The following is a 25,722-nucleotide window of genomic DNA, read 5'->3' on the forward strand; positions in this document are numbered from 1 at the left end:
ACCCCCGGAAGGGTATTTCCGCAATGAAGAAGGGCTGGGGGACGAAGGGTTGATCGTGAGGGTTTCAGACGAGGCGGAACTGGCCGAGGCGGTGCGCGCCGCTCAGGGGCCGCTGACCATCAGCGGCGGCGGGACGCGCGCTGTCGGACTTGCGACGGCGGGGATGGCCGGCGGCGGAGCAATCGACACCTCTGGCCTGTCGGGCATCAGGCTTTACGAGCCGGGCGCCCTGACGCTTGTCGCGGGTGCGGGGACGCCCTTGGCGGAGGTCGAGGCGGCCCTTGCCGCCGAGGGGCAGCGTCTGGCCTTCGAGCCTGCGGACTGGCGTGGCCTTCTGGGGACGCGGGGCGAGCCGACGGTTGGCGGCATGGTCGCGGCCAATGTCTCGGGCCCGCGTCGGGCGCAGGCCGGGGCTTGCCGCGACGCGCTTCTGGGTGTGCGCTTCGTCGATGGGGCGGGCGCGGTCGTGAAGAACGGCGGGCGGGTGATGAAGAATGTCACCGGCTACGATCTGGCTCGGCTGATGGCGGGATCCTGGGGCACGCTGGGCATCCTGACGGAAGTGTCGCTGAAGGTGCTGCCGGCCGCGGAGACCGCGGCCACGCTGGCGCTGCCGGGCGTGGGGGTCGAGGACGCCGCGGCGGCGCTTTCGGCCGCGCTGGGTTCCCCCTATGACATCACGGGCGCCGCGTTCCTGCCGGGGGCGGGGGCGCTGGTGCGGATCGAGGGATTCGCGCAATCGGTCGCCTATCGCGCTGGGCGGCTGGAGGCGCATCTCGCCCGGTTCGGCGAGGTGGTGCGCCGCGAGGACGGGGCCGCGCTGTGGCGGCAGGTCGCGGAGGTCGCGCCCTTCCAAGGTCGGGCCGGCGATGTCTGGCGCTTCTCGCTCAAACCCTCGGAGGCGGCGGAAGTCGCGCGGCGGCTTGAGGGGGAGGTCGTGCTGGACTGGGGGGGCGGCCTTCTTTGGGCGCTCCTGCCGGCTGGGACGGACGCGCGCGCCTTGGCGCGGCCTTACCACGGTCACGCGACCCTGTTTCGCGCCGATGCCGGAACGCGCGGGCAACTTCCTGTCTTCGAGCCGGAAGCGCCGGCGGTTCAGGTAATTACAAGCGGGCTTCGGGCGCGGTTCGATCCCCGGGGCATTCTCAATCCGGGGCGGATGGGCTGATGCAGACGAATTTCACCGAAGACCAGCTCAAGGACCCGGGCATCGCGCGGGCGAACCAGATCCTGCGCTCCTGCGTGCATTGCGGGTTTTGCACCGCGACCTGCCCGACCTACCAGGTGCTGGGCGACGAATTGGACAGCCCGCGCGGCCGCATCTACCTGATCAAGGAGATGCTGGAGACCGGGCGGCCGGCCGATGCGCGGACGGTCAAGCATATCGATCGCTGCCTGTCGTGCCTGGCCTGCATGACGACCTGCCCCTCGGGCGTGCATTACATGCACCTGATCGACCATGCCCGCGCGCATGTGGAGGCGACCTATCGCCGGCCCTGGCGTGACCGCGCGCTGCGCTGGGTGCTGGCCAAGGTGATCCCGAACCCGACGGCCTTCCGGCTCTCGCTGCTCGGGGCCAAGATGGCGCGGCCCTTCGCTCGGTTCCTGCCGGACCCGCGGCTCAGGGCGATGGTGGCGATGGCGCCGAAGGCCATCCCGCCGGTCAGCCGCAATGACGACCCGCAGGTTTTCCCCGCGCGCGGCGAACGCAAGCTGCGCGTGGCCCTGATGACCGGCTGCGCGCAGAAGGCGCTGAACACGGACATCAACGATGCGACGATCCGGCTGCTGCGCCGTCTGGGGTGCGAGGTTGTGGTGGCCCAAGGCGCGGGCTGCTGCGGGGCGCTGACCCATCACATGGGCCGCACGGACGAAAGCCACGCCTCGGCCGCGGCCAATATCCACGCCTGGATGGCCGAGAAGCGCGCCGGCGGGCTCGACGCGATCGTCATCAACACCTCGGGGTGCGGAACGACGGTCAAGGACTACGGCCATATGTTCCGCACCACCCCCCTTGCCGATGAGGCGGCGGAGGTCGCCGGGCTCGCCTGTGACATCTCGGAGCTTCTGGTGCGGCTGGCGCCCGAGGCCCGCGCGCCCGAGGCGCTGCGCGTGGCCTATCATGCCGCCTGTTCGCTCCAGCATGGGCAGAAGGTGAAGACCGCGCCAAAGGACCTGCTGAAGGCGGCGGGGTTCGAGGTGGTCGAACCTGCCGACCCGCATCTGTGCTGCGGCTCCGCCGGGACCTACAACCTGCTTCAGCCCGAAATCTCGGGCGAACTGAAGCGGCGCAAGGTCGCGACGCTGGAGGCGAAGACGCCTGACGTGATCGCCGCCGGAAACATCGGCTGCATGATGCAGATCGGGTCGGGAACGCAGCGGCCGGTCGTTCACACGGTCGAACTGATCGATTGGGCGACCGGGGGGCCGAGGCCCCGTGCACTGGGTTGAGGCTTGCGGCGCGGCGCCACGGCCTTAATCTTGCCCGAAGTGCCCGCGAAAATGGGGCCATGGATGGGATGGCCCTATGCGCCGCGTGATCTTGCCCCTGATTCTTGCGCTTCTGCCCTTGGCCGCGCGCGCGGAGGACGCTGCGCTGCGCGCGCTGACCACGCTCGATTCCGTGCGCGGATGGGAGGCGGTGGGCCGCGTCGATGTGGGCCACGGGCGCGGCTTTTGCACCGGCACGCTGATCGAGCCCGATCTGGTGCTGACTGCCGCGCACTGCCTTTTCGATCCGACGACCAAGGCCCTGATGCCGCCCGCCGCATTCCAGTTCCGGGCGGGCTGGCAAAGCGGGCATGCGGCCGCCGTGCGGACGGCGCGGCGGGTGCTGCCGCATCCGGACTATGTCTTCGGGGCGGAGAACTGGATTTCCAAGGTTTCGGCCGATGTCGCGCTGATCGAGCTTGAGCTTCCGATCCGCCCGCCCACCGCAAATCCGTTGCCGACCGGGACAAGCCCCCGCCGGGGCGACCGGGTCGCGGTCCTTTCCTACGCGCGGGAGCGGTCCGAGACGCCCTCCTTCCAGTCCGAATGCCGGACCAAGGACCGCGCCGAGGGGGTGGTGGTGCTGAGTTGCGAGGTTGATTTCGGCGCCTCCGGCTCACCGGTTCTGAGCCTGACGGATGGTGCGCCGCGGATCGTCTCGGTCGTGTCGGGGATGGCCACGACGCCCGAGGGAACCGTGGCGCTGGGCATGTACCTGGAGCAGCGTCTGGCGGAGTTGCGGGCGATCTTCGACCAGAGCGGGACCAAGGGGCTTCCGGCCTTCACCAAGGGCACCTCGGGCGCGAAGTTCGTGAAGCCCTGAGGGCTTGAAAGCCTGCAAATCCCTACCCAAATCGAAGGAACCGGGGCGCCGTGACGGGTCCCGGCTTTCCTGCCCGTCCCTGCCTGGGAGGGCGTCAGCATCGCTCGATGGAGGATGACAATGCGCAACTACGATTTTGCACCGCTTTACCGCGCGACCGTCGGTTTCGACCGGATCGCCGACATGATGGACCGGGTCCTGTCCACCGATGTGGGCCAACAGACCTACCCCCCCTACAATATCGAGAAGACCGATGAGAACGCCTATCGCATCTCGATCGCCGTCGCGGGCTTCTCGGGTGACGAGTTGAACGTCGAGGTCAAGGAAGGCGCGCTTCTGGTTTCGGCCCGCAAGTCGGCCGATGAGTCCAAACGCAAGTTCCTTTACCGCGGCATCGCGACCCGCGCCTTCGAGCGCCGATTCGCGCTGGCCGACCATGTGCGCGTGACCGGTGCGAGCCATGTCGACGGGATGCTGCACATCGACCTCGTGCGCGAGGTGCCCGAGGCGCTGAAGCCCCGCCGGATCGAGATCGCCAAGGGCGATACGGTCGAGGCCCGGGCGGTCGAAACGCATCACGCCTGAGCAGGGCCCGCTGATCGGAGCGGAAGGGCGCGCGGTGAGCGCGCCCTTTTTCACATTCGGCGCGCCCCTTTCAGGGGCGCAAGCGATCTGTCGCGCCCGCTGCCTGGGCAGCGGGCACTCCCACCGCCTCCGGCGGGGGTATTTCGGGCAATGAAGAAGTCTACTGCGCGATGCTTTGGGCCAGCCGCATGAGCCGGAGCGCCTCGGCCCGGTAGCCGAAGGGGTCGTCACCCCTTGCTCCGCCGGCAAGCGCGATGGCCTCGTCCCAGCCCCAGTCTCCCAGATACCTGGCCCCGGTCAGAAGTTGGCCCATGCCCGCGATGGCGGCGGCCCAGCGGGCGTCGGCGTCGGCCGCGCCTGCGACCGGAGAGACCGGCGTCTCGATCAGCCGGGAAGTACTTGCGCCGGGGTCCTTGTAGCGCAGCTTGAGCCAGGCGAGGTCGCCCGTGGCGTCGGGCAGGGCGTTGTCCTGGGCCGCCCCATAGCGCAGCGGGTCATTCAGAATGGCGGGGCTTCCGACCGGCGTCACCTCGTAAAGTGCGGTCACCTGATGGCCGGCGCCGATCTCTCCGGCATCGACCTTGTCGTTGTTGAAGTCCTCGCGGGCGAGGGCGCGCGTCTCATATCCGATCAGGCGGTATTCCGCGACCACGGCGGGGTTGAACTCGATCTGGATCTTCACGTCGTTGGCGATGGGGAAGAGCGCGCCGGAAAGCTGGTCCGAGAGGACCTTCTGCGCCTCTGAGAGCGTGTCGATATAGGCCGCCGTGCCATTGCCGTTCTGGGCAAGCGCCTGCATCGTCGCGTCGTCGAGATTGCCGCGCCCGAAGCCCAGGACCGAGAGGTAGGTGCCGCCGTCGCGCTTCGCGGCCACGAAGTCCTTGAGCGCGCCGGGGTCGGACAGGCCGACGTTGAAGTCGCCATCGGTGGCCAGAAGGATGCGCGACACATGGCCCTCGGCGCCGTCGCCCCCCATGGCTTCGGCCACCTGGTAGGCAAGCGCCAGCCCCTCGGCCCCGGCGGTCGAGCCGCCCGCGTCGAGCCTGTCGAGCGCGGCGAGGATCGTGGCGCGGTCGGAGGCGGCGGTCGGTTCCAGCACCGTTCCGGCGGAGCCCGCGTAGGCAACGATGGCCACCCGGTCCTCGGCCCGCAGGTCAGGGAGCATGAGGCGAAGCGACTGTTTCAGGAGCGGCAGCTTGTCGGCGTCCTGCATCGAGCCGGAGGTATCGACGAGGAAGACGAGGTTCAGGGGCGGGCGCTCCGCGATCGCGGGCAACCGGCCCTGGATGCCGATGCGCAGCAGTTCCGTATCGGCGTTCCAGGGTGTCTGGAAAAGGTTGACCGAGGTTCGGAAGGGGGGCGCGCCCGCATCCGGCGCGGCATAGCCGTAGGGGAAGTAGTTCACCATCTCCTCGATCCTGACGGCCTCGGGGGGGGGGAGCGCGCCGCGCGAGAGCGAGGAGCGGATGACGGCGTAGGAGGCCGTGTCGGTGTCGATCGAGAAGGTCGAGACCGGATCTTCGGCCGCGATCATCACCGGGTTGCTGGGGGCGTTGGCAAAGGCCTCGGTGTCGGGTTCAGGCAGCGGGACCAGGGCATCCGGAAGGACACGCTTGGCCGCGACGGTGGCCGGGGCGGCCTCCATCATCGGTTCCATTTCCGGGGCAGCATCCGTCAGGCTCAGCGGTCCCCCGGCGAGCCCGGTGTCGGCGAAATCCTGCGGTGAGGGGCCTTCCACCGCCGCCACAGCATCGGATTCGGCCCGCTGTTCGAGCAGGACCACGCCGGGGGCGGGTTGGGCCGGGGCTTGGCCTTTGATTTCGGCCGGTGGCGTAGCGGGGGCGGCGGTCACCTCCCCGGTGGTGGTCCGGGTGTCCTCCGGCGCGGGAAGGGACGCGGCAGCCGGGGCGGTAGCCGGCGCGGCGACGGGTTTCGGTGCGGCGGCCTGCGGCAGCGGCGCCCCCTGCCGGAGCGTCGGATAGATCGTCAGCGCCACCGCGATGGCGGCAAGCGAGGCGGTCATGGTCAGCGCCGGGCGGGTGGTCAGTTTCATCAGCATCTCGCGTACTCCTGTCACGAAGCCCGCCCGTTGGGAGCGGTCCGAGATGGGACGCGGCGGCTGCGCCGTTTCTTGGGCGCGCTCGAAACTTTCCATGGCCTGTGCGACGGCCTTGGCCTTCGCGGCCGGGTCGGGTGCCGGGGGCAGGGACGCGAGGCCCGTGCGCAGCTTGTCGAGGTCGTCGGTCATAGCATTCCCTCCGCCCGCGCGAAGTCCCGCAGGCGCTTCTTCACTTCGCTCATCCGCCAGGCGATGGTGCCTTCGGAGACGCCCAGAACCTCGGCGGCCTCCCTCTGGCTCAGATCCTCGCCGAGGGTGAGGGCGACGGTGTCGCGCAGTTCCGGCGAAAGCCGGGCCATTGTCGCGCTCAGCCAGTCCTGCGCCTCTGCCTCCTCCGCGATCCCGGCACGGCGGTTGACTTCCCAGTCGCCCCAGCCGTCGGCGGCGCGGGCCCGTGTGGCGGCGCGGCGGCGGCGGTCATGGGCGGCGTTCACCGTGACCCGGTAAAGCCAGGTGGAAAAGCGTGCCTCCTGCCGGTAACTGGCAAGCTTGGCGGGAAGGGCGCAGCAGATGTCCTGCGCCAGATCCTCGGCCTCGCTGCGCGCGCCGGTCAGGCGGAAGGACAGCGCGAAGACCCGGTCGTAATGCCGATCGAGGAGCGCCGCGAAAGCCTCGCGGTCTCCGTTCGCGGCGGCAATCGCCAGGGCCTCGTCCGGTGTTTGCATGCGCATGACGGAACTATGACGCAAGGGCGGCGTCAATCCTTGGGGCGGGGCGAGATTTTTTCGGTCCCGCTTTTCGGTCCCGCTTTTCGGTCTCGGTGGAAACGCGAACACCCGCCCTTGCGGGGCGGGCGCGATGGGCTTAGTGCGGGTGCGTTCAATCAGTACAGCAGGCTGCTGTAGACCTCGTAAGCCCCGCTGACCGAGGAAAGCTTGGCGGTGCCCAGGGTCGCGCCGGCGTAGCCGGAGACCGCCTGGTAGGTCTGCGGGCCGAAGCTGCCGTCGATCGAGCCGCGATAGTAGCCGTAGGATTGCAGCTTGGCCTGGATCTGGCGCCGCTCAGCCGCCGAATAGCTGTTGAAGGCTTGCGATGCGGCGCTGCTGGCATAGGCCGGTTGCGTCGGCTGGTAGTAGGTCGGCTGCTGGTAGCTGGGCTGCTGATAGGTCGGCTGCTGGTAGGTGGGCGTGCGGTAGGCCTGCTGCGTCTGCGCGCGCTGCTGGCTTTTCAGGTAGAGCGAGCCGAGCAGCAACGCCGCGCCCGCGCCCAGCAGGAAGTTCTTTTCGTTCTTGCCAAGCGCATGGACAGGCGTGGCAGAGGTGGCGGCCAGCGACAGGGCAGCGGTCGCGGCGATCATGGATTTGCGCAGGTTGATCTTCATCCTCGTTCCTTTCGGGGTCGTGCGGCGCGCCCCCAGGTCTGTGCCTTTGCGCCGCGCTGTTGTTCGATGACCCCAACCTGCGATCGGGCGCCGTGATAGGCAAAATCGGCGCCGTGTTATCGGATTACCGGCGCCCGGAGCCGGTCTTTGCAGCAATCAGTCTGCCTTGAAACCGCACTCCCCCTTCATGTAATCCAGCATATTTTCTGTCGAGGCCGCGCTGTAATTGTAGGTTTTGCCATCCTTGTCGACGACGAAGAATGCACGCCTGCCGCTTTGCTCAGCCTGAAGCAGGGCCTCTATGATCTGCCGGTTTTCCCGTTTGTAGGTCGGGCCGAACAGGTAGTTCGCATCGCCCGCTTCGTGTTTCAGGTCCAGCGAAAGGGCCCCGATGCTTAGGCGCACGGTCTCGCCGTCGGCGGCAAGTTTCTTTGACTGAAAGCTGATCCAAGATCCGACGTATGTGCCACCGACCGCCGTCTTGAAGGAAAAGAGCGGGGGCGATCGTCCGTGGTTGAGGTTATGAGCGAAGCAGACCCGCGAGCCATCCTCGTAGTGGGCCTTGCCAATGTACCAGGGCCCGATCTTGTGCGACACGGAACGGCCGCCCCGCTGCTTCAGATCGGCCTGGGCGCCGGTGGCAAGGCAGATGCACAGGATCGCCACCCAAATGGGCAGAACTCCCTTCATGACATGGCCTCCGAGAACCTTGCTCTGACATCGCCATTCAGCCAGCGTTTTCGGATCTGTTCCTTGATCGAGGTCAACGCGGTGCGGCTTGAATCTTCCTGCGCCTAAAGGAAAAGCGAGGGCAAAGGCCCTCGCTTCCATTGATCGCGTTTGTCCGGTTCTCAGATCGACAGGCAGATGTATTTCATCTCCAGGTAGTCCTCGATCCCGTGGTGCGAGCCTTCGCGGCCAAGGCCCGACTGCTTGACGCCGCCGAAGGGCGCGACCTCGGTCGAGATCAGGCCGGTGTTGACGCCGACCATGCCGTATTCCAGCGCCTCTTGCACGCGGGTGATGCGGCCGATGTCGCGGGCGAAGAAGTAGGACGCCAGGCCGAAGATCGTGTCGTTGGCGAGGCGGATGACCTCTTCCTCGGTCTCGAACTTGAAGAGCGGGGCGAGGGGGCCGAAGGTCTCCTCGGTCGAGACCTTCATGTCGGGGCGGATGCCGGTGACGACGGTCGGCTCGAAGAAAGTGCCGCCGAGCGCATGGCGCTTGCCGCCGGTCACGACGGTGCCGCCGCCCGCGAGCGCGTCGGCGATATGTTCCTCGACCTTGGCGACGGCCGCCTCGTTGATCAGCGGGCCGGTGGTCACGCCGTCCTCAAGCCCGTCGCCGACGTTCAGCTTGCCCACCGCCGCCGCCAGCTTTTCGGCGAAAGCGTCATAGACGCCCGCCTGCACATAGATGCGGTTCGCGCAGACGCAGGTCTGGCCGTTGTTGCGGAACTTGGAGATCATCGCCCCCTCGACCGCCTTGTCGAGGTCGGCGTCGTCGAAGACGATGAAGGGGGCGTTGCCGCCAAGCTCCATCGAGCATTTCATGACCTGGTCGGCGGCCTGCTTCAGCAGGATGCGCCCCACCTCGGTCGAGCCGGTGAAGGTCAGCTTGCGCACCGCGTGGTTCTCGCAGAACTCCTTGCCGATGTCCGAGGACCGGCTGGAGGTGATGACCGAGAAGACGCCCGCCGGCAGGCCTGCGCGCTCGGCCAGAAGCGCCATCGCCAGCGCCGAAAGGGGCGTTTCCGCCGCCGGACGCGCGACGAAGCCGCAGCCCACGGCAAGCGCCGGGGCGACCTTGCGCGCGATCATCGCGTTGGGGAAGTTCCACGGCGTGATGGAGGCCGCGACGCCGATCGGCTGCTTGATCACCGTGATGCGCTTGTCGCGCTGGTGGCCGGGGATGGTCTCGCCGTAGACGCGCTTGGCCTCTTCCGCGAACCATTCGACGAAGGAGGCGCCATAGAGGATCTCGCCCTTGGCCTCGGCCAGCGGCTTGCCCATCTCGGCGGTCAGGATCGCGCCCAGGTCGTCGGCATTGGCGACCATCAGGTCGAACCACTTGCGCAGAACCGCCGCGCGTTCCTTGCCGGTGCGGGCGGCCCATTCGTGGCGCGCCGCTTCCGCCGCGGCGATCGCGCGGGCGGTTTCGGCGCGGGTCAGGTCGGGAACCGTGCAGATGACATCGCCACGGGCAGGGTTGGTGACGGCAAAAGTCTTGCCATCGTCTGCGTCGATCCATTGGCCGGCGACATAGGCTTTGGTAACCAGAAGCGACGGGTCCTTGAGACGCGCGCGAAGATCGGTGGCGGAATCGAGCATGGCAGCCCCCTCATGTTTGCATTTGATCAAATGCACCGGCATGGAGGCGTTGTCCAGCGGTGCAACGAACGGATGACGGCGATGAGATATGACGATGCGTTCGCAAATGCAAAATATATTATCAATGGTGATCAGTTTCCTCAGCGCTGGGCCGAGGCGGCCGCGCGCTTCCGCGATGCCTGCGGCGACCGGGCGCGGACGGGCCTGAGATACGGCGAGGCGCCGGCCGAATGGTTCGACCTGTTCCTGCCCGAAGGCGAGCCGCAGGGCGTGGTGATCTTCATCCACGGCGGCTACTGGCGCGCCTTCGGCCCGCGCGACTATTCCCATCTGGCGGCCGGATCGCTCGCGCGCGGCTGGGCCTGCGCCCTGCCCGCCTACACCCTCGCCCCCGGCGCCCGCATCGCCGCGATCACGGCGCAGATGCGCCGCGCGCTGCCCCGCATCGCGGCAGAGGTGCCCGGTCCCATCGTCCTGACCGGCCATTCCGCAGGGGGGCACCTGTCCGCCCGGCTCGGCAATGTCGATGCGGCCCTGCCAGCCGAGCTTGCTGCCCGGCTTCAGCGGATCGTACCGATCTCTCCGCTCTCGGTCCTGACGCCGCTGATCGAGACCGCGATGAACGCCGACCTGCACCTCAATGCGGCCGAGGCGCGGGCGGAAAGCCTCGCACTCCTGCCGCGCAGACCGGGCTTTTCGGCCCATGTCTGGGTTGGCGGCGCCGAACGCCCGGCCTTCCTCGACCAGGCGCGCCGCCTGGGAAATGCCTGGGCCTGCCCGGTGACGATCGAACCGGGCCGTCACCACTTCGATGTCATCGAAGGGCTGGAGGCGTCTGAGACGCCGCTCATGCAGGCGCTTCTGGGCTGACTAGCGGCCGAAGCCCGCCAGCGCCGCGAAATCCATCGCCTGGAGCAGGCCGAGCATCGCCTCGACCTCTCCGCCGCTGACCTGGACCAGCACCCTGTTGCCGATCAGCCCGGTCAGTTCGCCGTTCTGGTTCATGAATTTCTCACGCCCCACACGCTCCATCTTGGCGCCCATCATCGTGGCGTTGGGGATCATGCTGGCCAGCGCCCCAACCATGGGATTGTCCATCATCAGACGCAGCGTGATCCGGTCGCTGCCGCCCTCATAGACCGCCTCGGCGCCGACCCCGCCGCCCATCATCGCAAGGCCGGTGTTCATCTCTTCGTTGATGGTGCGGGTCCAGCCTTCCGGCGCTTCTGGCAGGAAGGTCTGCAGCGAATCCGTCTTGATCGTCAGAAGAAGCTGTTGTGCGTAACCCAGTTCCTCAAGCGCGTATTGCACGTCGCCACCCTCATAGGCGGCAATCGCGGAGTTCAGCGTATCAACGACCTCGTCCGCCGCGGCGGGCAGGGCGCAGAGCGCGGCGGCAAGTAGGGCGGGTGCACGTTTCATCATCCTGGTCTCTCCTGCGTCTATCTGGGTCAAGGGTGCGGATCGCGGGTGCCCGGTCCGCTTGGGGACGTTCCGAAACGGGCCCGCCAGGCCGGCAGGATATCACCCTCCCGCGGCTCGGCCAGATAAACCGCGCGGGCGATGGCACGGGCAAGGCAGACGGCGGCGGCGTGACCCAGCCGGAACGGGCCGACCACCGGGTCGGACAGTGGCCGCGCCCCGGTCGCCGCGGCAAAGACGAGGTCGCCGTCGAAGGGCGTGTGCGAAGGGACGATGGCGCGTGCCATGCCGTCATGGGCGGCCACCGCGAGGCGCTGTGCCTCCGCTTGTGTGAGGCGGGCGTCGGTGGCCACGATGGCGATGGTCGTGGCCGCGCCGGGGCCCTTGTCGGGCATTGGCTCCTGACCCGGGTCCGGCGTGGGGCCGGGGCCGAGGCCCCCGAACTCCGTCCCCATTTCCCAAGGCGCTGCCCAGAACTGCGGCCCTGCGCCCATGGTGACGGTGCCCAAGGCATTCACGGCCACTAGCGCACCGACCGTCATTCCGTCCTCCATCACCACCGAGGCAGACCCGAGCCCGCCCTTCAGCCCCTTCACCGTCGCGCCCGTCCCGGCCCCTGCAGTCCCAAGCGCGAAATCATGCCCCGCGGCCTCAAGCGCGCGCGCCCCAAGGCTGCGGTAGGGGTTCTCGCGCCAATCCTTGTCTCCCCCGTTTAACAGGTCGAAGAGGATCGCGCCGGGCACGATCGGAACCTTCTGCCCGCCCACATCGAAGCCGCGCCCCGCCGCGCGCAGCGCATCCGCCACGCCCGAGCCCGCATCGAGCCCCAACGCCGATCCGCCCGACAGCACCAGCGCGTCCACCTCCTGCACCAGCCGGTCGGGCGCCAGAAGGTCGGTCTCCCGCGTGCCGGGCGCGCCGCCCATCACATGCACCGCCGCCGTGAAGGGCCGCGCGCCCAGAAGGACGGTCGTGCCCGTCCGGATGCGGTGATCCTCCGCGTTGCCGACCAGAAGCCCCTCGACATCGGTGATCAGGTTCCTCGGCCCCGGCCGCATCGCGCCTCCCTTCTTCTTTTCCCAATTATCCCGGGGGTCCGGGGGCTGGCCCCCGGTCCGCCCTCAGATGCAGCGCCCGCCATCGACCTCAAGCGCCACACCGGTAATCATCGATGCCTCGTCCGAACACAGGAAGGCGGCCGCGTTGCCCATGTCCTGGGGGGTCGAGAAGCGCCCGATCGGAATGGTGGAAAGGAACTTCGCACGCTTCTCCGGCGTGTCCTCGCCCATGAAGCTTTTCAGCAGCGGGGTTTCCCCCGCCACCGGGCAGATCGCGTTGACCCGCACACCGTCGGGCGCCAGTTCCACCGCCATCGCCTTGGTCGCCGTGATCATCCAGCCCTTGGAGGCATTGTACCAGTTCAGGCGCGGGCGGGGCGACAGCCCGGCGGTCGATGCGACGTTCAGGATCGCGCCCGCGCCCTGCGCGCGCATCCTTGGCACGAAGGCCCGCGCGGTCAGGTAGACGGACTTGCAGTTGACCGCGAAGACCCGGTCGAACGCGTCCTCCTCCACCTCGTCGAGCGGGGTCGGCAGATGCGTGATGCCGGCGTTGTTGACCAGGATATCGAGGGCCCCGAACGCGCGGCGCGCCGCCTTTGCCAGCGCCGTGACGCTCGCGCCGTCGGCCACGTCGACCTGCGCCGCCTCGCCGCCAACCTCATTCGCCACGGCCTGCGCGGCGTCGAGGTTGATGTCGGCCACGAGGACGCGGGCGCCCTCGGCCGTGAATTTCCGCACGATACCGGCGCCGAAGCCAGATCCGCCCCCGGTCACGATCGCTGTCTTGCCTTCGAGCCGCACCATTGCCTCCGTTGTCATGCCCACCATGCACGCGACGGCACGAAACGGAAAGGCCGCCGTGCCGCGGTTATGGCCCGCTCAACCATGCCGCGCCGCGACCGTCTTCAGCGTCGAGAAGCCATAAAGCGCCTCGAACCCTTTCTCGCGCCCGTGGCCGGATTTCCCGACACCGCCGAAGGGCAGCTCCACTCCGCCGCCCGCGCCGTAGTTGTTGACAAAGACCTGCCCGGCGCGCAGCCGTCGCGCCATCCGCATCTGCCGCGCGCCGCTGTCGGTCCAGACCGAGGCGACAAGCCCGTAGTCCGTGCCATTCGCAAGCGCCACGGCCTCCTCCTCGTCCGCGAAGGGCAGGACGACCTGCGCGGGGCCGAAGATCTCTTCCCTGGCCAGGCGATGGTCCGGCCCGATCCCCTCGATCAGCGCCGGGGCGACGTAGTGGCCGCCCGCCGGCAAGTCGTCGGGCAGCGCCGCGCGGGCCGCGATCCGGGCAGAATCGGCAAGCGCGAGATAACCCTCCACCAACTGCTTCTGCCGGGCGGAGATCAGCGGCCCCACATCCCTGTCGGCCTTGGCCGGGCCGACCGACAGCGCCCGGTAACGTGCGGCCATGCGGGCGACGACCTCGTCGTAGCGCGACCGCTCGACCAGGATGCGCGAGGCGGCGGAGCAGGTCTGGCCCGCGTTCTGGACCCCGGCGTTGACGAGGAACGGCAACGCCGCGTCCAGATCGGCATCGGCGAAAAGGACCTGCGGCGACTTGCCGCCCAATTCCAGCGTCACCGGCACGATGTTGCGCGCGGCCGCCCCTTGAACGAGGCTGCCCACCGTGACCGACCCGGTGAAGCTCAGGTGGTTGACGCCGGGATGGGCGGGCAGGGCGGCCCCCGCTTCCTCGCCCAGGCCCGTCACCACGTTCAGCGCGCCCGGCGGCAGCCCCGCTTCCGTCGCGATACGGGCAAAGGCCAGCGCGGTGAGCGAGGCCTCCTCGGCCGGCTTCAGGACGGCTGCATTGCCCATGGCCAGCGCCGCGCCGACGGATCGGCCGATGATCTGCATCGGGTAGTTCCAGGGCACGATATGGCCGGTCACCCCGTGCGGTTCACGCAGCGTATAGACGGTGTAGCCGTCAAGATAGGGGATGGTTTCGCCCATCACCTTGTCGGCCGCGCCGCCGTAGAACTCCATGTAGCGGGCGAGCGCCAGCGCGTCGGCCAGCGCCTGCTTCAGGGGTTTGCCGACATCGGTCGCCTCCAGCACGGCAAGATCCTCGGCCCGTTCGAGGATGAGGCGACCGATCCGGCTCAGCACCCGGCCCCGCTCCGCCGCGGTCATGCGGCCCCAATCGCCCTCGCGCGCGGCCTGTGCGGCCGCCACGGCCTCGTCAATGTCTTCGCCGGTCCCACGCGCGATGGCCCCGATCTCGGACCCCGTCGAGGGGTCCTCGACCGGCAGCGTCTGCGACGCCGGGCGCCAGGCCCCGCCGATCAGCATTTCGGTCGGGTCGAACCAGATGCGGTCAATCGGCATGGGCGGCCTCCTTCCAGGCGGCGGGAATCGTGGGCGTCGCCGCGATCAGGCGGCGGGTGTAGGGGTGGTCGGGACTGGCGAAGACCCGTTCGGTTGGTCCCGCCTCGACGATGCGGCCCGATTGCATGACGAGGACGCGATCCGTCAGCGCGCGCACGACCGAAAGGTCGTGGCTGATGAAGAGATAGGCCATCCCGTGGCTCTCCTGAAGCCGCGCCAGCAGGTCGAGAACCTGCGCCCTGACCCGCACATCGAGGGCCGAGACGGCCTCGTCCAGAACGATCAGGTCGGGCCGGATGATCAGGGCACGGGCGATGGCGATACGCTGGCGCTGCCCACCGGAGAATTCGTGGATGTAGCGATGGCGGTCGGCGGCGGCCAGGCCGACCTCCTCCAGCGCGGCGGCGATGCGGTCGTCGGCGTCGGGCGGGCGCCCGGTCAGGTGGAAGGGTTCCGACACGAGGCGGCCGACGCTGTGGCGCGGGTTGAAGCTGCCATAGGGGTCCTGGAAGACCGCCTGCATCCGGGCGCGCAGCGCGGCGGGCATGATCCGGCCCACGGCAACCGTGCTGCCCCCCAGCCGGATACTGCCGCCCTGCAAGGGATCGAGCCCGAGGATCGCCCGCGTCAGCGTGGACTTACCGCATCCGCTTTCGCCGACGAGGCCCAGACTTTCGCCGGCCCCGATGGAGAAGCTCACCCCATCGACCGCGCGCAAACGCGGATGTGGGGCCAGCGCCGACGGGCGGGGCAGGATGTATTCGCGCACCGCATCTTCCACGTGAAGCAAGGGTGCCGAGTGCTGCCCGGCGGTCCGTGCGGCTCGGGCGGGTCTGTGGCCTGAGGCCGCCAGAAGGCGGCGGGTGTAATCCTGCGAGGGCGCGCGAAACAGGGCCTCGGTTCCGCCCGCCTCGACGATGCGGCCACGCTGCATCACCGCCAGCCGCTCTGCCATGCCCGCGACCACGGCCAGATCGTGGGTGATCAGCATCAAGGCCAGCCCCTCGTGCCGGACCAGCCCGCCGAGCAGGTCGAGGATCTGCGCCTGGGTCGTCACGTCAAGCGCCGTCGTCGGCTCGTCCGCGATCAGGAGCTTCGGGCGCAGCGCGATGGCCATGGCGATGGCGACGCGCTGGCGCTGGCCGCCCGACAGTTCGTGCGGGTAAAGCGACAGGGGGAAGCGGTCCCCCGGCAGGCCCACGCGGTCGAGCTTTTCGCGCGCGGCCTCGCGCGCCGCGCCGCGCGAGGCCGCGCGGTGGATCAGGAGCGTCTCCGCCACTTGGTCGCCGATCGTCTTCATCGGGTTGAGCGCGGTCATCGGCTCTTGAAAAATCATGCCGATGTCGCGCCCACGCAGCCGGGTCATCGCGCCTTCGCCCTGCGCCAGAAGGTCGATGGCGCCGAAGCGTGCGGCCCCCGTCACGCGGGCGTTCCCGGGCAGAAGGCCCATCAGGGCCAGCGCCGTCATCGACTTGCCCGATCCGCTTTCGCCGACTAGGCCGAAGACCTCGCCCTCTGCCATGTCGAAGGACACCTCCGACAGGATCGGCGCCGGGCCGACGGATAGCGAGAGGTCGCGAACCGAAAGCAGCGTCATGGCCGCGCCCTCAGGCGTGGATCGAGCCGGTCGCGCAACCCGTCGCCCAGTAGGTTCAGCCCGAAGACCGTCAGCACGATGGCCAGTCCCGGGAAGATCGCGACATGTGGGGCGAGCGTCACCATGGTCTGCGCCTCGGCCAGCATCCGGCCCCAGCTGGGCGTGGGCGGCTGGGCGCCAAGGCCGACATAGGACAGGCCCGCCTCGGCCAGGATGCCCAGCGAAAACTGGATCGTGCCCTGTACGATCAGCAGGTTCGCGATGTTGGGCAGGATATGTTCGGCCGAGATCCGGGCGGCGCCCTTGCCCGCCACCTCGGCCGCGCGGATGAAGTCGAGCGTCCAGATCGACAGCGCCCCCCCGCGCGCCACACGCGCGAAGACGGGGATGTTGAAAATGCCGATGGCCAGGATCGCGTTGAGCGCCGACGGCCCGAAGACGGCCGTGATCAGGATGGCGATCACCAGCGAGGGGAAGGCGAAGATCAGGTCGTTGCCGCGCATGACGACCTCGTCCACCGTTCCCCCATGCCGGGCGGCGGCCAGCAGGCCCAGCGGCACGCCAAAGCCCATCCCGATGCCCACCGCCACCAGCGCAACCGCGATCGAGGTGCGCGCGCCCGCCATCAGCATCGCGGCGATGTCGCGCCCGAAGTGATCGGTGCCAAGCCAATGCGCGGCCGAGGGCGGACGAAGCTTTTCGGCGATGGAAAGGGCGGCGGGATCATAGGGCGTCCAGAGAAGCGACACGCCCGCCGCCAGAAGCGCCGCCAGCGTCAGGGCGAGACCGAGATGCAGCGAAAGCCTCATGCGCGCCGCCTGAGGCGGGGGTCGATCAGGGCATAGGCCAGATCGACGAGGAAGGTCACGAGGATCACCGCGAAGACAAGGATCATGACGACCGATTCCACAACGATCAGGTCGCGCTGGGTGATCGCCTGGAAGATCAGGCGGCCGAGGCCCGGCAGGTAGAAGACGTTCTCGATGATGATCGCTCCGGCGAGCAGGAAGGAGAACTGCATGCCGAGGATCGTCAGCACCGGGATCATCGCGTTCCGGAGCGCATGGCGGATCATGGTCTGCGTGCGCGTCAGCCCTTTGGCGCGGGCGGTGCGGATATAGTCCTGACCCTCGGTCTCGATCAGGGCCGAGCGCAGGACGCGCGCAAGGATCGCGGCCTGCGGCAGGGCCAGCGCGATTGCGGGCAGCGTCAGGGCGGCAAGCCCGGCCCCGATGCCGCCGTCCCATCCGGGAAAGCCGCCTGCCGGGAAGATCCGCCAGTGCAGCGCGAAGACCAACACCAGCAGCATCGCGAACCAGAAGTTCGGTAGTGAGATGCCCAGTTGCGTCGCCCCCATAACCGCGGTGTCGGCGAGCCTTCCGCGCCGGGCCGCCGCCAGAAGCCCCGCCGGAAAGGCCACCAGCGCGCTCAGCCCCAGCGCGTAAAGCGCCAGTGGCAGCGAAACCTCAAGCCGCTGGGCGACCAGCCCGGACACCGGAACCTTGTAGGTATAGGAGAGGCCGAAATCACCCTGCGCCATGCCCCAAATCCAGGAAAGATAGCGCGCGGGCGCCGCCGCGTTCAGCCCAAGCTGGTCGCGCAGCGCGTCCACGGTTTCAGGGCTGGCGTTCAGGCCCAGCATGTAGGAGGCCGGGTCGCCCGGCACGACCTCGATCACCAGAAAGATCACCAGGCTTGCCGCCAGAAGGCTGAGCGCCAGCGACAGCATGCGTCTGAAAAGATATCGTGCCATGCCTCCGCCCCTTCCGTGGGGTCGAGGCTATGGCGAAGGGGGCGGGCGGTCCAGAGGGCGTGGCAGCGCGGGCTCAGTTCAGTTCGAAGTCGAGGCCCCGGCTGCGCCCGAGGGACCGGCAGTAGGCGGCCCAGTCGCGGAAGTCCCCCGACAGCAGCCACAGGGCGCCTTTCGCGTCCCATTCGGCGTATTTGGTCGCGGTGGATTGCAGCACGAAGCCCTGCGGATCGGCGCGCCCCTCGGCACGGGCCAGATCGGTTGCGGCATCGCTCCAGGCCGCGGCATGGCGCGACAGGCGCGCGGCGCGGTCCGGGTCGCTGAGCTGGCAGGCCGTCAGCTCGTAAAGTGCGGCGCATTCTGACATGCTTTGGCTGAGGGGCTGCGCGGCCGCAGGGGTCGCGGCGGCGCCCAGGATCAACGCCAGGATCAGTCTTCCGAGCGCTTGGCCCATCTCTGCCCCTCATCCGGCCTCACAATCTGAATAACAGTGAAAACCCGCGACAAGAAGGCCCGCAAGGTGTCGTTTTCTGGCTGGCCGAGGCAATCGGCGCGCGGTAAAGACGACCCAAGCCGTGGCGATGGCGTCGCCGCAGGGGCCAGTGCCCCAACGCTTGCGGAGCGATCCGCCCAAGTCCTGTACGCCGGGACCTTTCGGGGTTCCGCGACATATTCGGGCCCCATCAAGTGAGGTCTGAAGAAATGACGGAACGTCCCCAGCAATACCGTTTCCACCAGGGCGAGAAGATCCTGCCCTTCGCCGCATCCGAATACGAGGCGCGCCTGGCCGGTCTGCGCCGCAGCATGGCCGAGCAGGGCGTGGACGCCTGCGTGCTCACCTCGATGCACAACATCTCCTACTACTCGGGCTTCCTCTATTGCTCGTTCGGCCGTCCCTACGGCCTGGTCGTGACGGCAACGCAGGATGTCACGATCTCGGCCGGGATCGACGCGGCGCAGCCCTGGCGGCGCAGCCATGGTGACAACATCACCTATACCGACTGGCAGCGTGACAACTACTGGCGAGCGATCCTGTCTGTGACGGGCCCCGGCAAGGTCATCGGCTACGAGGCCGATCACCTGACGCTGCTGCAATCCGAAAAGCTGAAGTCCTTCCTGTCGCCCTCGAAGACGCTCGACATCGCCCCCGCGACGATGAAGCAGCGGATGATGAAATCGCCGGCCGAGATCGCGCTGATCCGCGCGGGCGCCAACACCGCCGATGTGGGTGGCTACGCCATCCGCGAGGCGGTTGCCGTCGGCGCGCGGGAAATCGACGTGGCGATGGCGGGCCGTGACGCGATGGAGCGCGAGATCGCCCGCCGTTTTCCCGATGCCGAATATCGCGACAGCTGGGTCTGGTTCCAGTCGGGCATCAACACCGACGGCGCGCACAATCCCGTCACCGCGCGCAAGCTTGAGGTTGGCGACATCCTGTCGCTGAACACCTTCCCGATGATCTCGGGCTATTACACCGCGCTGGAGCGGACCATGTTCGTGCGTGAGGTCGACGCGGCCTCGCTCAAGATCTGGGAAGCCAACGTGGCGGCGCATGAATACGGGATGAGCCTGCTCAAGCCCGGCGTGTCCTGCGCCGAGGTGACGGCCAAGATCAACGACTTCTTCGAAGAGCGCCAGCTGCTGCAATACCGCACCTTTGGCTATGGCCATTCCTTCGGCGTGCTCAGCCACTACTACGGGCGCGAGGCTGGGCTGGAACTGCGCGAGGATATCGACACCGTCCTGGAGCCGGGCATGGTCATCTCGATGGAGCCGATGCTGACGATTCCCGAAGGCCAGCCGGGCGCGGGCGGCTACCGGGAGCATGACATTCTCGTGATCACCGAGGATGGGGCCGAGGATATCACCCATTATCCCTATGGTCCTGGCTTCAACGTGATCGGCTGACGCAAACCGGAGCGCCGCGCGAAGGGCTTTCAAATCGGGTGGAAATCTTGCTAGGGATGCGCAAACCGACAAAAACGCGCGGACACAAGATGACAGACCTGATCACGAAGCCCTCGCGGCGCTCCTTCCTTGCCCTCACCGGATCGGCGGCGCTTGCGGCTTGCGCCCGCGCGCCGGAGGTCGATCCCGACGACCCTGTCACCCGCTACGGCTTCGCCCCGATCGAGGGCTACGGTCCGCTTGTTGACGGCGAATATTCCCTGCCGCCGGTCCCGCCGCAATATCTCGAATGGCCGAACCGCCGGCAGCTTGTCTTCTATGAGGGCGAGCGCCCGGCGCAGACCATCGAGATCGATCCCTATGCCAAGTTCCTTTATTACGTCCTGGGCGACGGAACCGCCTGGCGTTATCCGATCGCGGTCGGCCGGGCGGGCCTGGCGCTGCGCGGGCAGACGGTTATCCGGCAGAAGAAGGAATGGCCGGGCTGGCAGCCCACCGCCAACATGCTGCGCAGCCAGCCCGAGGTCTACGGGCCCTTCGCGCGCGGCGTGCCGGGCGGCCTTGCGAGCCCCCTGGGTGCGCGGGCGCTTTATCTCTACCGCGGCGGGCGCGACAGCTACTTCCGCATCCACGGCACGAACGACATGAAGTCGATCGGCAATTCCGGTTCGGCGGGCTGCATCCGGCTCTTCAACCACGACATCATCGACCTTTACGAGCGTGTCAGCATCCCGACCGAGGTGAACATCCGCACCGAGGCGGATTCGCTGCGGCTCCTTGGCCCCACGATGTCGCCGCGCGGGGTGGAGCTTCCGCCCACGATCGTGTCGCCGGAATCGATCTACGGCGCGACCGAGGTCGGTGCAGAGGATCCCGGCGTCTGACGGATGCCGGGGGCCGGGCCGGTCCTGGAGGACCGGTCCTAGATCTTGATGACGTATTCCTTGAGGATGGTTTCCGTCACCTCCCAAGTGCCCGAGAATCCGGGCCGCAGGATGAAGCTGTCGCCGGGGCCCAGAGGGTATTCGGTGCCGTCGTCCGCGGTGATGACGGATCGGCCCTCAAGGATGCGGATGTACTCCCATTCCTCATAGGAGATCCGCCATTTGCCCGGCGTCGCCTGCCAGAGGCCGCAATAAAGTCCGTCACGGTCCTCCAGATTCCAGGTGGTGAACTGGGGATCGCCCGAGATCACCTTTTCCGGGTCCGGGCGTTCGTGTTCGGGCGTGGCCGCCTCGGCGGTCATGCGCAGGAAGTTGGTCATGGTCTCTCCGGTATGGTCGGGCGCACCCGAGCGTGAGATCTCGCTTCTGGCGTGTCGCCATCACTCTGTCCAGTGGACGGCGGTCAGGTCGTTGGCCTGGGTCGGGGCGTTTTCCCAAAGCCCTTCGATCTTGGCGTTGGCGACGCCGGTCTTGGCCAGCTGGAAGAGGTAGCCGTTGACATAGTCCTTCGCGATCATCTCCTGCGCCTCTTTCAGGATCGCGCTGCGTTCGCCCGCGTCGGTCGCGAGGTTCAGCCGGTCCATCAGCGCCACGAATTCGGTCTTGCCATACTGGAAGTAGTAATCCGGCCGGGCGTAGATGTTGATATCGGCGGGTTCGGTATGGCTGACGATGGTCAGGTCGAAATCCTTGCCCTTGAAGACCTGCTCAAGCCATTGCGCCCATTCGACATTGGTGATCTCGGTCGCGATGCCCGCGGCGGCAAGCTGGGCGGCGATGATCTCTCCGCCCCGGCGGGCGTAGGTCGGCGGCGGCAGCGCCAGGCGCAGCTTCAGGTCGCTGACGCCGGCCTCGGCCAGCAACGCCTTCGACCGTTCCGGGTCGTAGGCCGAAAGCCCGGTCAGATCCTCGTAATCGGGGTTGTGCGGCGCGAAATGCGTGCCGATGGGCGTCCCGTAGCCGAACATCGCGCCGTCGATGATTTCCTGACGGTTGATCGCATGGGCGATGGCCTCACGCACGCGGGCATCGTCCAGTGGCGGTTGCCTGTTGTTCATGGCCAGGATCGTCTCGCCCTCGGTCGAGCCGACGATGACCCGGAAGCGCGGGTCGGCGCCCAGCTGCGGCAGCGTCTCGGGCGCGGGGAAGTTCGGGAAGGCATCGACATCGCCCGCCATCATCGCCGCAAAGGCCGCCGTCGGGTCCGAGATGAAGCGGAAGGTCGCCTTCGACAGCGCCGCCGGTTCGCCCCAGTAGTCCGGGTTGCGCTCGATCGTGACGTGATCGCCCTGCACCCATTCGGCGAACCGGAACGGGCCGGTGCCGACCGGGGCCGTCGCATCGGTCTCGACGGATTCGGGCGCGACGATCACCGCGTCGCCCCAGGCCATGTTGAAGGGGAAGTTGCCGTTCGGCGCGGAAAGCCGGACCTTGACGGTCAGCGGGTCGATGACCTCCACCGTCTCGATCCCCGCGAAGAGCGCCTTCTGCGCATTGGCGCTGTCCTCGGCCCGCGCGCGGTCGAGCGAGAATTTCACGTCCTCCGCATCCATCGCCGTGCCGTCGTGGAAGGTCACGCCCGCATGCAGGTGAAAGACATAGGTGCTGGCGCCGTCCTCCACATCCCAGCTTGCGGCAAGCGCGGGACGGACGGAGCCGTCCGGGCCGAAGCGCGTCAGGCCCTCGAAGATATTGGCATATACGACCTCGTCTATGGCCGCCGCGGCCCCTGCGGTCGGGTCGAGGTTTGGCGGCTCCAGCACCATGCCCAGGGTGATCGTGTCCTGCGCAGCAAAGGCCGTCCCTGCGGTCATCGCCAGAAACGCGCTCAGGCTCAGTCGGTTCAGCATCTCGCATCCCTCCCTCCGGCCCGCGTCCGGTGGCGGGCGGCTGGCTCGACTGTGTCGGGCATTCGCGCCCCGATCAAGTCCCGAGGCCTCCACGAAAGGCTGGCAGCAATGCTGCATCGCAGCTAAAGTGCCCCTGCAATTGCGAGGGGAGGGACCGCGATGAGCGCGATGTCAGACCAGAGGCGCGCGACGCCGCCCGATATCCGGGCGCGCAAGGGCGGCGCCCCGCTTGTCGTTCTGACGGCCTACACAACCCCGATGGCGCGGCTCGTGGACCGGCATTGCGACATCGTCCTGGTGGGCGACAGCGTCGGCATGGTGTTGCACGGGCTACCCTCGACCCTTGGCGTGACGATGGAGATGATGATCCTGCACGGGCAGGCGGTGGCGCGCGGGCTGGCTCAGGCGCTCATGGTCATCGACATGCCCTTCGCGAGCTATGAGGAAGGGCCGAAGCAAGCCTTCCGCAACGCCGCGCGCCTGATCGCCGAAACGGGCGCCGCCGCCGTGAAGCTTGAGGGCGGCGCGCATATGGCCGAGACCGTGGCCTTCCTGACCGCGCGCGGCATTCCGGTGATGGGCCATGTCGGGCTGACGCCGCAGGCGGTCAATCAGTTGGGCGGCTACCGTGTTCAGGGCCGGGGCGCCGATGCGGACCGGATCCGCCGGGACGCGGCCGCGGTGGCGGCGGCAGGGGCATTCTCGGTCGTTCTGGAAAAGGTGCCGGACGCGCTCGCGCGCGAGATCACGCAGGCGCTGGAGGTGCCCACCATCGGCATCGGTGCCTCCGCCGATTGCGACGGGCAGGTGCTGGTCGTGGACGACATGCTGGGCATGTTCACCGAGTTCCGCCCGAAATTCGTGCGCCGCTACGCCGAGCTTGGGGCCGATGCGGATCGCGCCATCGCGGAGTATGCCGCCGATGTCCGCGCGCGCCGCTTCCCGGCCCCCGAACATGTCTTCGCCATGGAGACGCCGGCATGACCGAAGTGATCCGCAGCGCGGAGGCCCTGCGCGAAAAGGTCTCTGGCTGGAAGCGCGCGGGCGCGCTTGTCGGCGTGGTGCCGACCATGGGGGCGCTGCATGACGGCCATCTGAGCCTGGCGCGGGCGGCCCGGTCGCAGTCGGACCGGGTGATCGTGACGATCTTCGTCAACCCGATGCAGTTCAACAATGCCGACGACCTCGCGAAGTACCCCCGCGACGAGGCGCATGACCTGGCGCTTCTGGAGGCTGACGGGGTGGACGTGCTGTTCGCGCCGGGGCCGGAGGAGGTCTATCCGGGCGGCTTTGCGTCGAAGGTGACGGTGGCGGGGATCTCGGCGCCGATGGAGGGGGCGTTCCGCCCAGGTCATTTCGACGGCGTGGCCACCGTTGTGACGAAGCTTTTCGGCATGACCCAGGCGGGCCGCGCCTTCTTCGGCGAGAAGGACTGGCAGCAGTTGCAGGTCGTGCGGCGGCTGGTCAGGGACCTGAACATTCCGATCCACATCATCGGTTGCCCGACGATCCGGGAAGAGGACGGGCTGGCGATGTCGTCGCGCAACGTGCGCCTGACGGCGGCGGAGCGGGCGGTCGCGCCCGCCCTGCACCAGGCGATGCAGCGCGCGGCGGAGGCGATCCGGGCGGGCGCCCCGGTCGCGGAGGCGCTTGAGACGGCGCGATCGCAGGTTCTGGCAGCGGGTTTCGCGGCGGTGGAGTACCTGGACCTGCGCGGCGCCGAGACGCTGGAGCCGCTGGAGGCCCACACCGCCCCGGTACGGCTTCTGGCAGCGGCGACGCTTGGGGCCGTGCGGCTGATCGACAACATCGAGGTGTGAGCGGGTTTCCGGGGCTCGTGCCCCGGACCCGGGTGGGGGCGCTGCCCCCACACCCCCGGGGCATTTGGAAAAAGAAGAAGATCAGGGCGCGAGAAGGTCTGCCAAGACCAGCGCCATGACCTTCGCGCTGTCCGTCATGTCGCCGATCCCCACCCATTCGTCGGGCTGGTGGGCGAGGTCAAGCACGCCGGGCCCGTAGGCGATGCAGTTCCGAAGCCGGCCGATCCGGTCGATGTGCTTCTGGTCGTAGGTGCCGGGGGAGACGACGTAGCCTGCCTGGCGGCCGAGCACCCGCTCGATCGCGGCGGCGGTGGAACGGACCACGGGCGCGTCGCGCTCGGTCATGGTCGGGCGCACCTCGAAGAGGTCGCGGATGTCGTACTGGAAGGTAGGGCGCGCGGCCTTGACGCGCTCAAGCAGGGCTGTCACCTCGGCCTTGACCTCGGCGAGGTCCTCCTCGATCAGGTAGCGGCGGTCGATCACGATGCGGCAGCGGTCGGGGACGCAGGGCGCGGGCAGGCCGGTGTAGCCTTCCTCCTGCTCCTTCTCGCCGCCGTGGATGGAGTTGATGTTGAGCGTCGACTGTTTCGCGCCTTCCGGCACGACGGGCATTTCGGTCCGCTTGGTGGCGAGCAGGGGAAAGAGGGTCGCCTCCATCTCGGCCAGGACCGCGCCCATGTGGCGCACGGCGCTGTCGCCGAGGAAGGGCATGGAGCCGTGGGCGATGCGGCCCTTGGTCTCGATCTCGGCCCACCAGACGCCGCGATGGCCAAGGCAGATGCGGTCCTTGTTGAGGGGCTCGGGGATGATGACGTGCTGGACCCGTTCAGGCGAGAAGCGGCCCTGTTCGGCCAGATAAGCTACGCCGCCATAGCCGCCGGTTTCCTCGTCCGCGGTGGCGGAGATCTCGATGGCGCCGCGATGGCCGGGGCAGGCGGCCCGGAAGGCCTCTGCCGCGATGATCGAGGCCGCAAGGCCCCCTTTCATGTCGCAGGCGCCGCGGCCGTAGATGCGGTCGCCCTCGATCTCCGCCCCGAACGGATCGCGGGTCCAGCCGTGGCCGACCTCCACCACGTCGTGATGCGAGTTGAAATGGACGCAGTCGCCCCGGGCTGCCCCCTCGGCCCGGGCGACGAGGTTCCAGCGCGGGTGTGCGGGCGCGTCGCCAGGTGCGCCCTCCGCCCGGATCAACTCCACCGAGAAACCGGACGCGGCAAGGCGCGCGGCCAGGTAATCGCAGATCGCCCGGTAGTTGCGGCCCGGGGGATTGAGCGTGGGAATGCGGATCAGATCCTGCGTCAGCCGGATCAGGTCGTCGCGGCGGGCGGCGATTTCCCCGGCAATCCGTGTTCCCAGCGCATCATCCATGCAAGG

General features: G+C 68.3%; 25 protein-coding genes. 9 read left to right on the forward strand and 16 right to left on the reverse strand.

The window, feature by feature from the left end; translation table 11 throughout:
• Window positions 1-55: 55 nt before the first annotated feature.
• The 4 genes from OE647_RS14795 to OE647_RS14810 all read left to right on the forward strand — a co-directional run bounded on the left by OE647_RS14795 (window position 56) and on the right by OE647_RS14810 (window position 3,898).
• Entirely contained in the window at window positions 56-1,168 is a 1,113-nt protein-coding gene (locus OE647_RS14795; RefSeq protein ID WP_263722522.1) for an FAD-binding protein, read from the forward strand.
• Window positions 1,168-2,451, forward strand: a complete 1,284-nt coding sequence (gene glcF, locus OE647_RS14800; RefSeq protein ID WP_263722523.1) for a glycolate oxidase subunit GlcF — start codon at window positions 1,168-1,170, stop codon at window positions 2,449-2,451. Before OE647_RS14795 ends, glcF begins: the two co-directional genes overlap by 1 nt.
• Window positions 2,452-2,527: 76 nt before the next feature.
• A complete protein-coding gene (locus OE647_RS14805; protein WP_263722524.1) occupies window positions 2,528-3,313 on the forward strand; it encodes a trypsin-like serine peptidase in 786 nt (261 codons plus the stop codon).
• Window positions 3,314-3,433: 120 nt separating this feature from the next.
• Complete coding sequence (locus tag OE647_RS14810; RefSeq protein WP_263722525.1) at window positions 3,434-3,898, forward strand: Hsp20 family protein; 465 nt, start codon at window positions 3,434-3,436, stop codon at window positions 3,896-3,898.
• Window positions 3,899-4,058: 160 nt separating this feature from the next.
• Here the strand turns inward: OE647_RS14810 and OE647_RS14815 are convergent, their stop codons facing one another.
• The 5 genes from OE647_RS14815 to OE647_RS14835 all read right to left on the reverse strand — a co-directional run bounded on the left by OE647_RS14815 (window position 4,059) and on the right by OE647_RS14835 (window position 9,668).
• Window positions 4,059-5,957 (reverse strand): vWA domain-containing protein, encoded by a 1,899-nt coding sequence (locus tag OE647_RS14815; protein WP_412174963.1) that lies wholly within the window; start codon window positions 5,955-5,957, stop codon window positions 4,059-4,061.
• Window positions 5,958-6,142: 185 nt separating this feature from the next.
• Window positions 6,143-6,682 carry an RNA polymerase sigma factor gene (locus OE647_RS14820; protein WP_263722573.1) on the reverse strand — a complete coding sequence of 180 codons (540 nt, stop codon included), beginning with the start codon at window positions 6,680-6,682 and terminating at the stop codon, window positions 6,143-6,145.
• Window positions 6,683-6,840: 158 nt separating this feature from the next.
• Complete coding sequence (locus OE647_RS14825) at window positions 6,841-7,338, reverse strand: peptidoglycan-binding protein (RefSeq protein WP_263722527.1); 498 nt, start codon at window positions 7,336-7,338, stop codon at window positions 6,841-6,843.
• Between the two features lie 156 nt (window positions 7,339-7,494).
• On the reverse strand, window positions 7,495-8,028 hold the full coding sequence (locus OE647_RS14830; protein WP_263722528.1) for a hypothetical protein: 534 nt from the start codon (window positions 8,026-8,028) through the stop codon (window positions 7,495-7,497).
• 161 nt (window positions 8,029-8,189) lie between these two features.
• Window positions 8,190-9,668, reverse strand: coding sequence for an NAD-dependent succinate-semialdehyde dehydrogenase (locus tag OE647_RS14835; protein WP_263722529.1), 1,479 nt, complete (start codon window positions 9,666-9,668; stop codon window positions 8,190-8,192).
• Window positions 9,669-9,749: 81 nt separating this feature from the next.
• Between OE647_RS14835 and OE647_RS14840 the strand changes: the two genes are divergently transcribed.
• Window positions 9,750-10,538, forward strand: a complete 789-nt coding sequence (locus tag OE647_RS14840) for an alpha/beta hydrolase (protein WP_263722530.1) — start codon at window positions 9,750-9,752, stop codon at window positions 10,536-10,538.
• Here OE647_RS14840 and OE647_RS14845 read toward each other — a convergent pair whose 3' ends face one another.
• From OE647_RS14845 to OE647_RS14880, 8 genes are all read right to left on the reverse strand, one after another.
• A complete protein-coding gene (locus OE647_RS14845; RefSeq protein ID WP_263722531.1) occupies window positions 10,539-11,090 on the reverse strand; it encodes a hypothetical protein in 552 nt (183 codons plus the stop codon). It abuts the gene before it with no gap.
• A gap of 29 nt (window positions 11,091-11,119) precedes the next feature.
• Complete coding sequence (locus OE647_RS14850) at window positions 11,120-12,148, reverse strand: P1 family peptidase (RefSeq protein ID WP_263722532.1); 1,029 nt, start codon at window positions 12,146-12,148, stop codon at window positions 11,120-11,122.
• 63 nt (window positions 12,149-12,211) lie between these two features.
• The gene (locus OE647_RS14855) at window positions 12,212-12,952 is read right to left on the reverse strand and encodes a glucose 1-dehydrogenase (RefSeq protein ID WP_263722574.1); all 741 of its coding nucleotides are present in this window, start codon (window positions 12,950-12,952) and stop codon (window positions 12,212-12,214) included.
• Window positions 12,953-13,030: 78 nt separating this feature from the next.
• Window positions 13,031-14,479 (reverse strand): aldehyde dehydrogenase family protein, encoded by a 1,449-nt coding sequence (locus OE647_RS14860; RefSeq protein ID WP_263722533.1) that lies wholly within the window; start codon window positions 14,477-14,479, stop codon window positions 13,031-13,033.
• A complete protein-coding gene (locus tag OE647_RS14865) occupies window positions 14,469-16,076 on the reverse strand; it encodes an ABC transporter ATP-binding protein (protein ID WP_263722534.1) in 1,608 nt (535 codons plus the stop codon). Before OE647_RS14865 ends, OE647_RS14860 begins: the two co-directional genes overlap by 11 nt.
• A complete protein-coding gene (locus tag OE647_RS14870) occupies window positions 16,073-16,885 on the reverse strand; it encodes an ABC transporter permease (RefSeq protein WP_263722535.1) in 813 nt (270 codons plus the stop codon). The genes OE647_RS14865 and OE647_RS14870 overlap by 4 nt, the downstream gene beginning before the upstream one ends.
• Window positions 16,882-17,829 (reverse strand): ABC transporter permease, encoded by a 948-nt coding sequence (locus OE647_RS14875; RefSeq protein WP_263722536.1) that lies wholly within the window; start codon window positions 17,827-17,829, stop codon window positions 16,882-16,884. The genes OE647_RS14870 and OE647_RS14875 overlap by 4 nt, the downstream gene beginning before the upstream one ends.
• Before the next feature lie 73 nt (window positions 17,830-17,902).
• Complete coding sequence (locus OE647_RS14880) at window positions 17,903-18,280, reverse strand: hypothetical protein (protein WP_263722537.1); 378 nt, start codon at window positions 18,278-18,280, stop codon at window positions 17,903-17,905.
• Between the two features lie 248 nt (window positions 18,281-18,528).
• Here OE647_RS14880 and OE647_RS14885 point away from each other — a divergent pair, with 248 nt between their 5' ends.
• Window positions 18,529-19,734: an aminopeptidase P family protein gene (locus tag OE647_RS14885; RefSeq protein ID WP_263722538.1), complete on the forward strand. Its 1,206-nt coding sequence runs from the start codon at window positions 18,529-18,531 to the stop codon at window positions 19,732-19,734.
• 89 nt (window positions 19,735-19,823) lie between these two features.
• On the forward strand, window positions 19,824-20,618 hold the full coding sequence (locus tag OE647_RS14890) for a L,D-transpeptidase (RefSeq protein ID WP_263722539.1): 795 nt from the start codon (window positions 19,824-19,826) through the stop codon (window positions 20,616-20,618).
• A gap of 38 nt (window positions 20,619-20,656) precedes the next feature.
• On the opposite strand, the gene OE647_RS14895 is transcribed toward OE647_RS14890, so the two are convergent.
• Both OE647_RS14895 and OE647_RS14900 read right to left on the reverse strand, forming a co-directional pair.
• Window positions 20,657-20,998: a cupin domain-containing protein gene (locus OE647_RS14895; protein WP_263722540.1), complete on the reverse strand. Its 342-nt coding sequence runs from the start codon at window positions 20,996-20,998 to the stop codon at window positions 20,657-20,659.
• Window positions 20,999-21,058: 60 nt separating this feature from the next.
• The gene (locus OE647_RS14900) at window positions 21,059-22,528 is read right to left on the reverse strand and encodes an ABC transporter substrate-binding protein (protein WP_263722541.1); all 1,470 of its coding nucleotides are present in this window, start codon (window positions 22,526-22,528) and stop codon (window positions 21,059-21,061) included.
• A 159-nt stretch (window positions 22,529-22,687) separates the two neighbouring features.
• Between OE647_RS14900 and panB the strand changes: the two genes are divergently transcribed.
• The gene (panB, locus tag OE647_RS14905; protein WP_263722542.1) at window positions 22,688-23,512 is read left to right on the forward strand and encodes a 3-methyl-2-oxobutanoate hydroxymethyltransferase; all 825 of its coding nucleotides are present in this window, start codon (window positions 22,688-22,690) and stop codon (window positions 23,510-23,512) included.
• A complete protein-coding gene (panC, locus tag OE647_RS14910; RefSeq protein ID WP_263722543.1) occupies window positions 23,509-24,348 on the forward strand; it encodes a pantoate--beta-alanine ligase in 840 nt (279 codons plus the stop codon). The genes panB and panC overlap by 4 nt, the downstream gene beginning before the upstream one ends.
• An 81-nt stretch (window positions 24,349-24,429) precedes the next feature.
• Here the strand turns inward: panC and OE647_RS14915 are convergent, their stop codons facing one another.
• Window positions 24,430-25,716, reverse strand: coding sequence for an acetylornithine deacetylase/succinyl-diaminopimelate desuccinylase family protein (locus tag OE647_RS14915; RefSeq protein WP_263722544.1), 1,287 nt, complete (start codon window positions 25,714-25,716; stop codon window positions 24,430-24,432).
• Window positions 25,717-25,722 lie beyond the last annotated feature (6 nt).

Source organism: Albidovulum sediminicola, assembly GCF_025751575.1.
In the GTDB taxonomy this organism is placed as follows: Bacteria; Pseudomonadota; Alphaproteobacteria; order Rhodobacterales; family Rhodobacteraceae; genus Albidovulum; species Albidovulum sediminicola.

What these genes read in the sequence shown, in the direction of transcription:
- glcF (WP_263722523.1), top strand. Translation starts at nt 1,168, where the DNA reads ATGCAGACGAATTTCACCGAAGACCAGCTCAAGGACCCGGGCATCGCG.
- OE647_RS14805 (WP_263722524.1), top strand. Translation starts at nt 2,528, where the DNA reads ATGCGCCGCGTGATCTTGCCCCTGATTCTTGCGCTTCTGCCCTTGGCC.
- OE647_RS14810 (WP_263722525.1), top strand. Translation starts at nt 3,434, where the DNA reads ATGCGCAACTACGATTTTGCACCGCTTTACCGCGCGACCGTCGGTTTC.
- OE647_RS14815 (WP_412174963.1), bottom strand. Translation starts at nt 5,957, where the DNA reads ATGCTGATGAAACTGACCACCCGCCCGGCGCTGACCATGACCGCCTCG.
- OE647_RS14820 (WP_263722573.1), bottom strand. Translation starts at nt 6,682, where the DNA reads ATGCAAACACCGGACGAGGCCCTGGCGATTGCCGCCGCGAACGGAGAC.
- OE647_RS14825 (WP_263722527.1), bottom strand. Translation starts at nt 7,338, where the DNA reads ATGAAGATCAACCTGCGCAAATCCATGATCGCCGCGACCGCTGCCCTG.
- OE647_RS14830 (WP_263722528.1), bottom strand. Translation starts at nt 8,028, where the DNA reads ATGAAGGGAGTTCTGCCCATTTGGGTGGCGATCCTGTGCATCTGCCTT.
- OE647_RS14835 (WP_263722529.1), bottom strand. Translation starts at nt 9,668, where the DNA reads ATGCTCGATTCCGCCACCGATCTTCGCGCGCGTCTCAAGGACCCGTCG.
- OE647_RS14840 (WP_263722530.1), top strand. Translation starts at nt 9,750, where the DNA reads ATGAGATATGACGATGCGTTCGCAAATGCAAAATATATTATCAATGGT.
- OE647_RS14845 (WP_263722531.1), bottom strand. Translation starts at nt 11,090, where the DNA reads ATGAAACGTGCACCCGCCCTACTTGCCGCCGCGCTCTGCGCCCTGCCC.
- OE647_RS14850 (WP_263722532.1), bottom strand. Translation starts at nt 12,148, where the DNA reads ATGCGGCCGGGGCCGAGGAACCTGATCACCGATGTCGAGGGGCTTCTG.
- OE647_RS14860 (WP_263722533.1), bottom strand. Translation starts at nt 14,479, where the DNA reads ATGCCGATTGACCGCATCTGGTTCGACCCGACCGAAATGCTGATCGGC.
- OE647_RS14865 (WP_263722534.1), bottom strand. Translation starts at nt 16,076, where the DNA reads ATGACGCTGCTTTCGGTTCGCGACCTCTCGCTATCCGTCGGCCCGGCG.
- OE647_RS14870 (WP_263722535.1), bottom strand. Translation starts at nt 16,885, where the DNA reads ATGAGGCTTTCGCTGCATCTCGGTCTCGCCCTGACGCTGGCGGCGCTT.
- OE647_RS14875 (WP_263722536.1), bottom strand. Translation starts at nt 17,829, where the DNA reads ATGGCACGATATCTTTTCAGACGCATGCTGTCGCTGGCGCTCAGCCTT.
- OE647_RS14880 (WP_263722537.1), bottom strand. Translation starts at nt 18,280, where the DNA reads ATGGGCCAAGCGCTCGGAAGACTGATCCTGGCGTTGATCCTGGGCGCC.
- OE647_RS14885 (WP_263722538.1), top strand. Translation starts at nt 18,529, where the DNA reads ATGACGGAACGTCCCCAGCAATACCGTTTCCACCAGGGCGAGAAGATC.
- OE647_RS14890 (WP_263722539.1), top strand. Translation starts at nt 19,824, where the DNA reads ATGACAGACCTGATCACGAAGCCCTCGCGGCGCTCCTTCCTTGCCCTC.
- OE647_RS14895 (WP_263722540.1), bottom strand. Translation starts at nt 20,998, where the DNA reads ATGACCAACTTCCTGCGCATGACCGCCGAGGCGGCCACGCCCGAACAC.
- OE647_RS14900 (WP_263722541.1), bottom strand. Translation starts at nt 22,528, where the DNA reads ATGCTGAACCGACTGAGCCTGAGCGCGTTTCTGGCGATGACCGCAGGG.
- panB (WP_263722542.1), top strand. Translation starts at nt 22,688, where the DNA reads ATGAGCGCGATGTCAGACCAGAGGCGCGCGACGCCGCCCGATATCCGG.
- panC (WP_263722543.1), top strand. Translation starts at nt 23,509, where the DNA reads ATGACCGAAGTGATCCGCAGCGCGGAGGCCCTGCGCGAAAAGGTCTCT.
- OE647_RS14915 (WP_263722544.1), bottom strand. Translation starts at nt 25,716, where the DNA reads ATGGATGATGCGCTGGGAACACGGATTGCCGGGGAAATCGCCGCCCGC.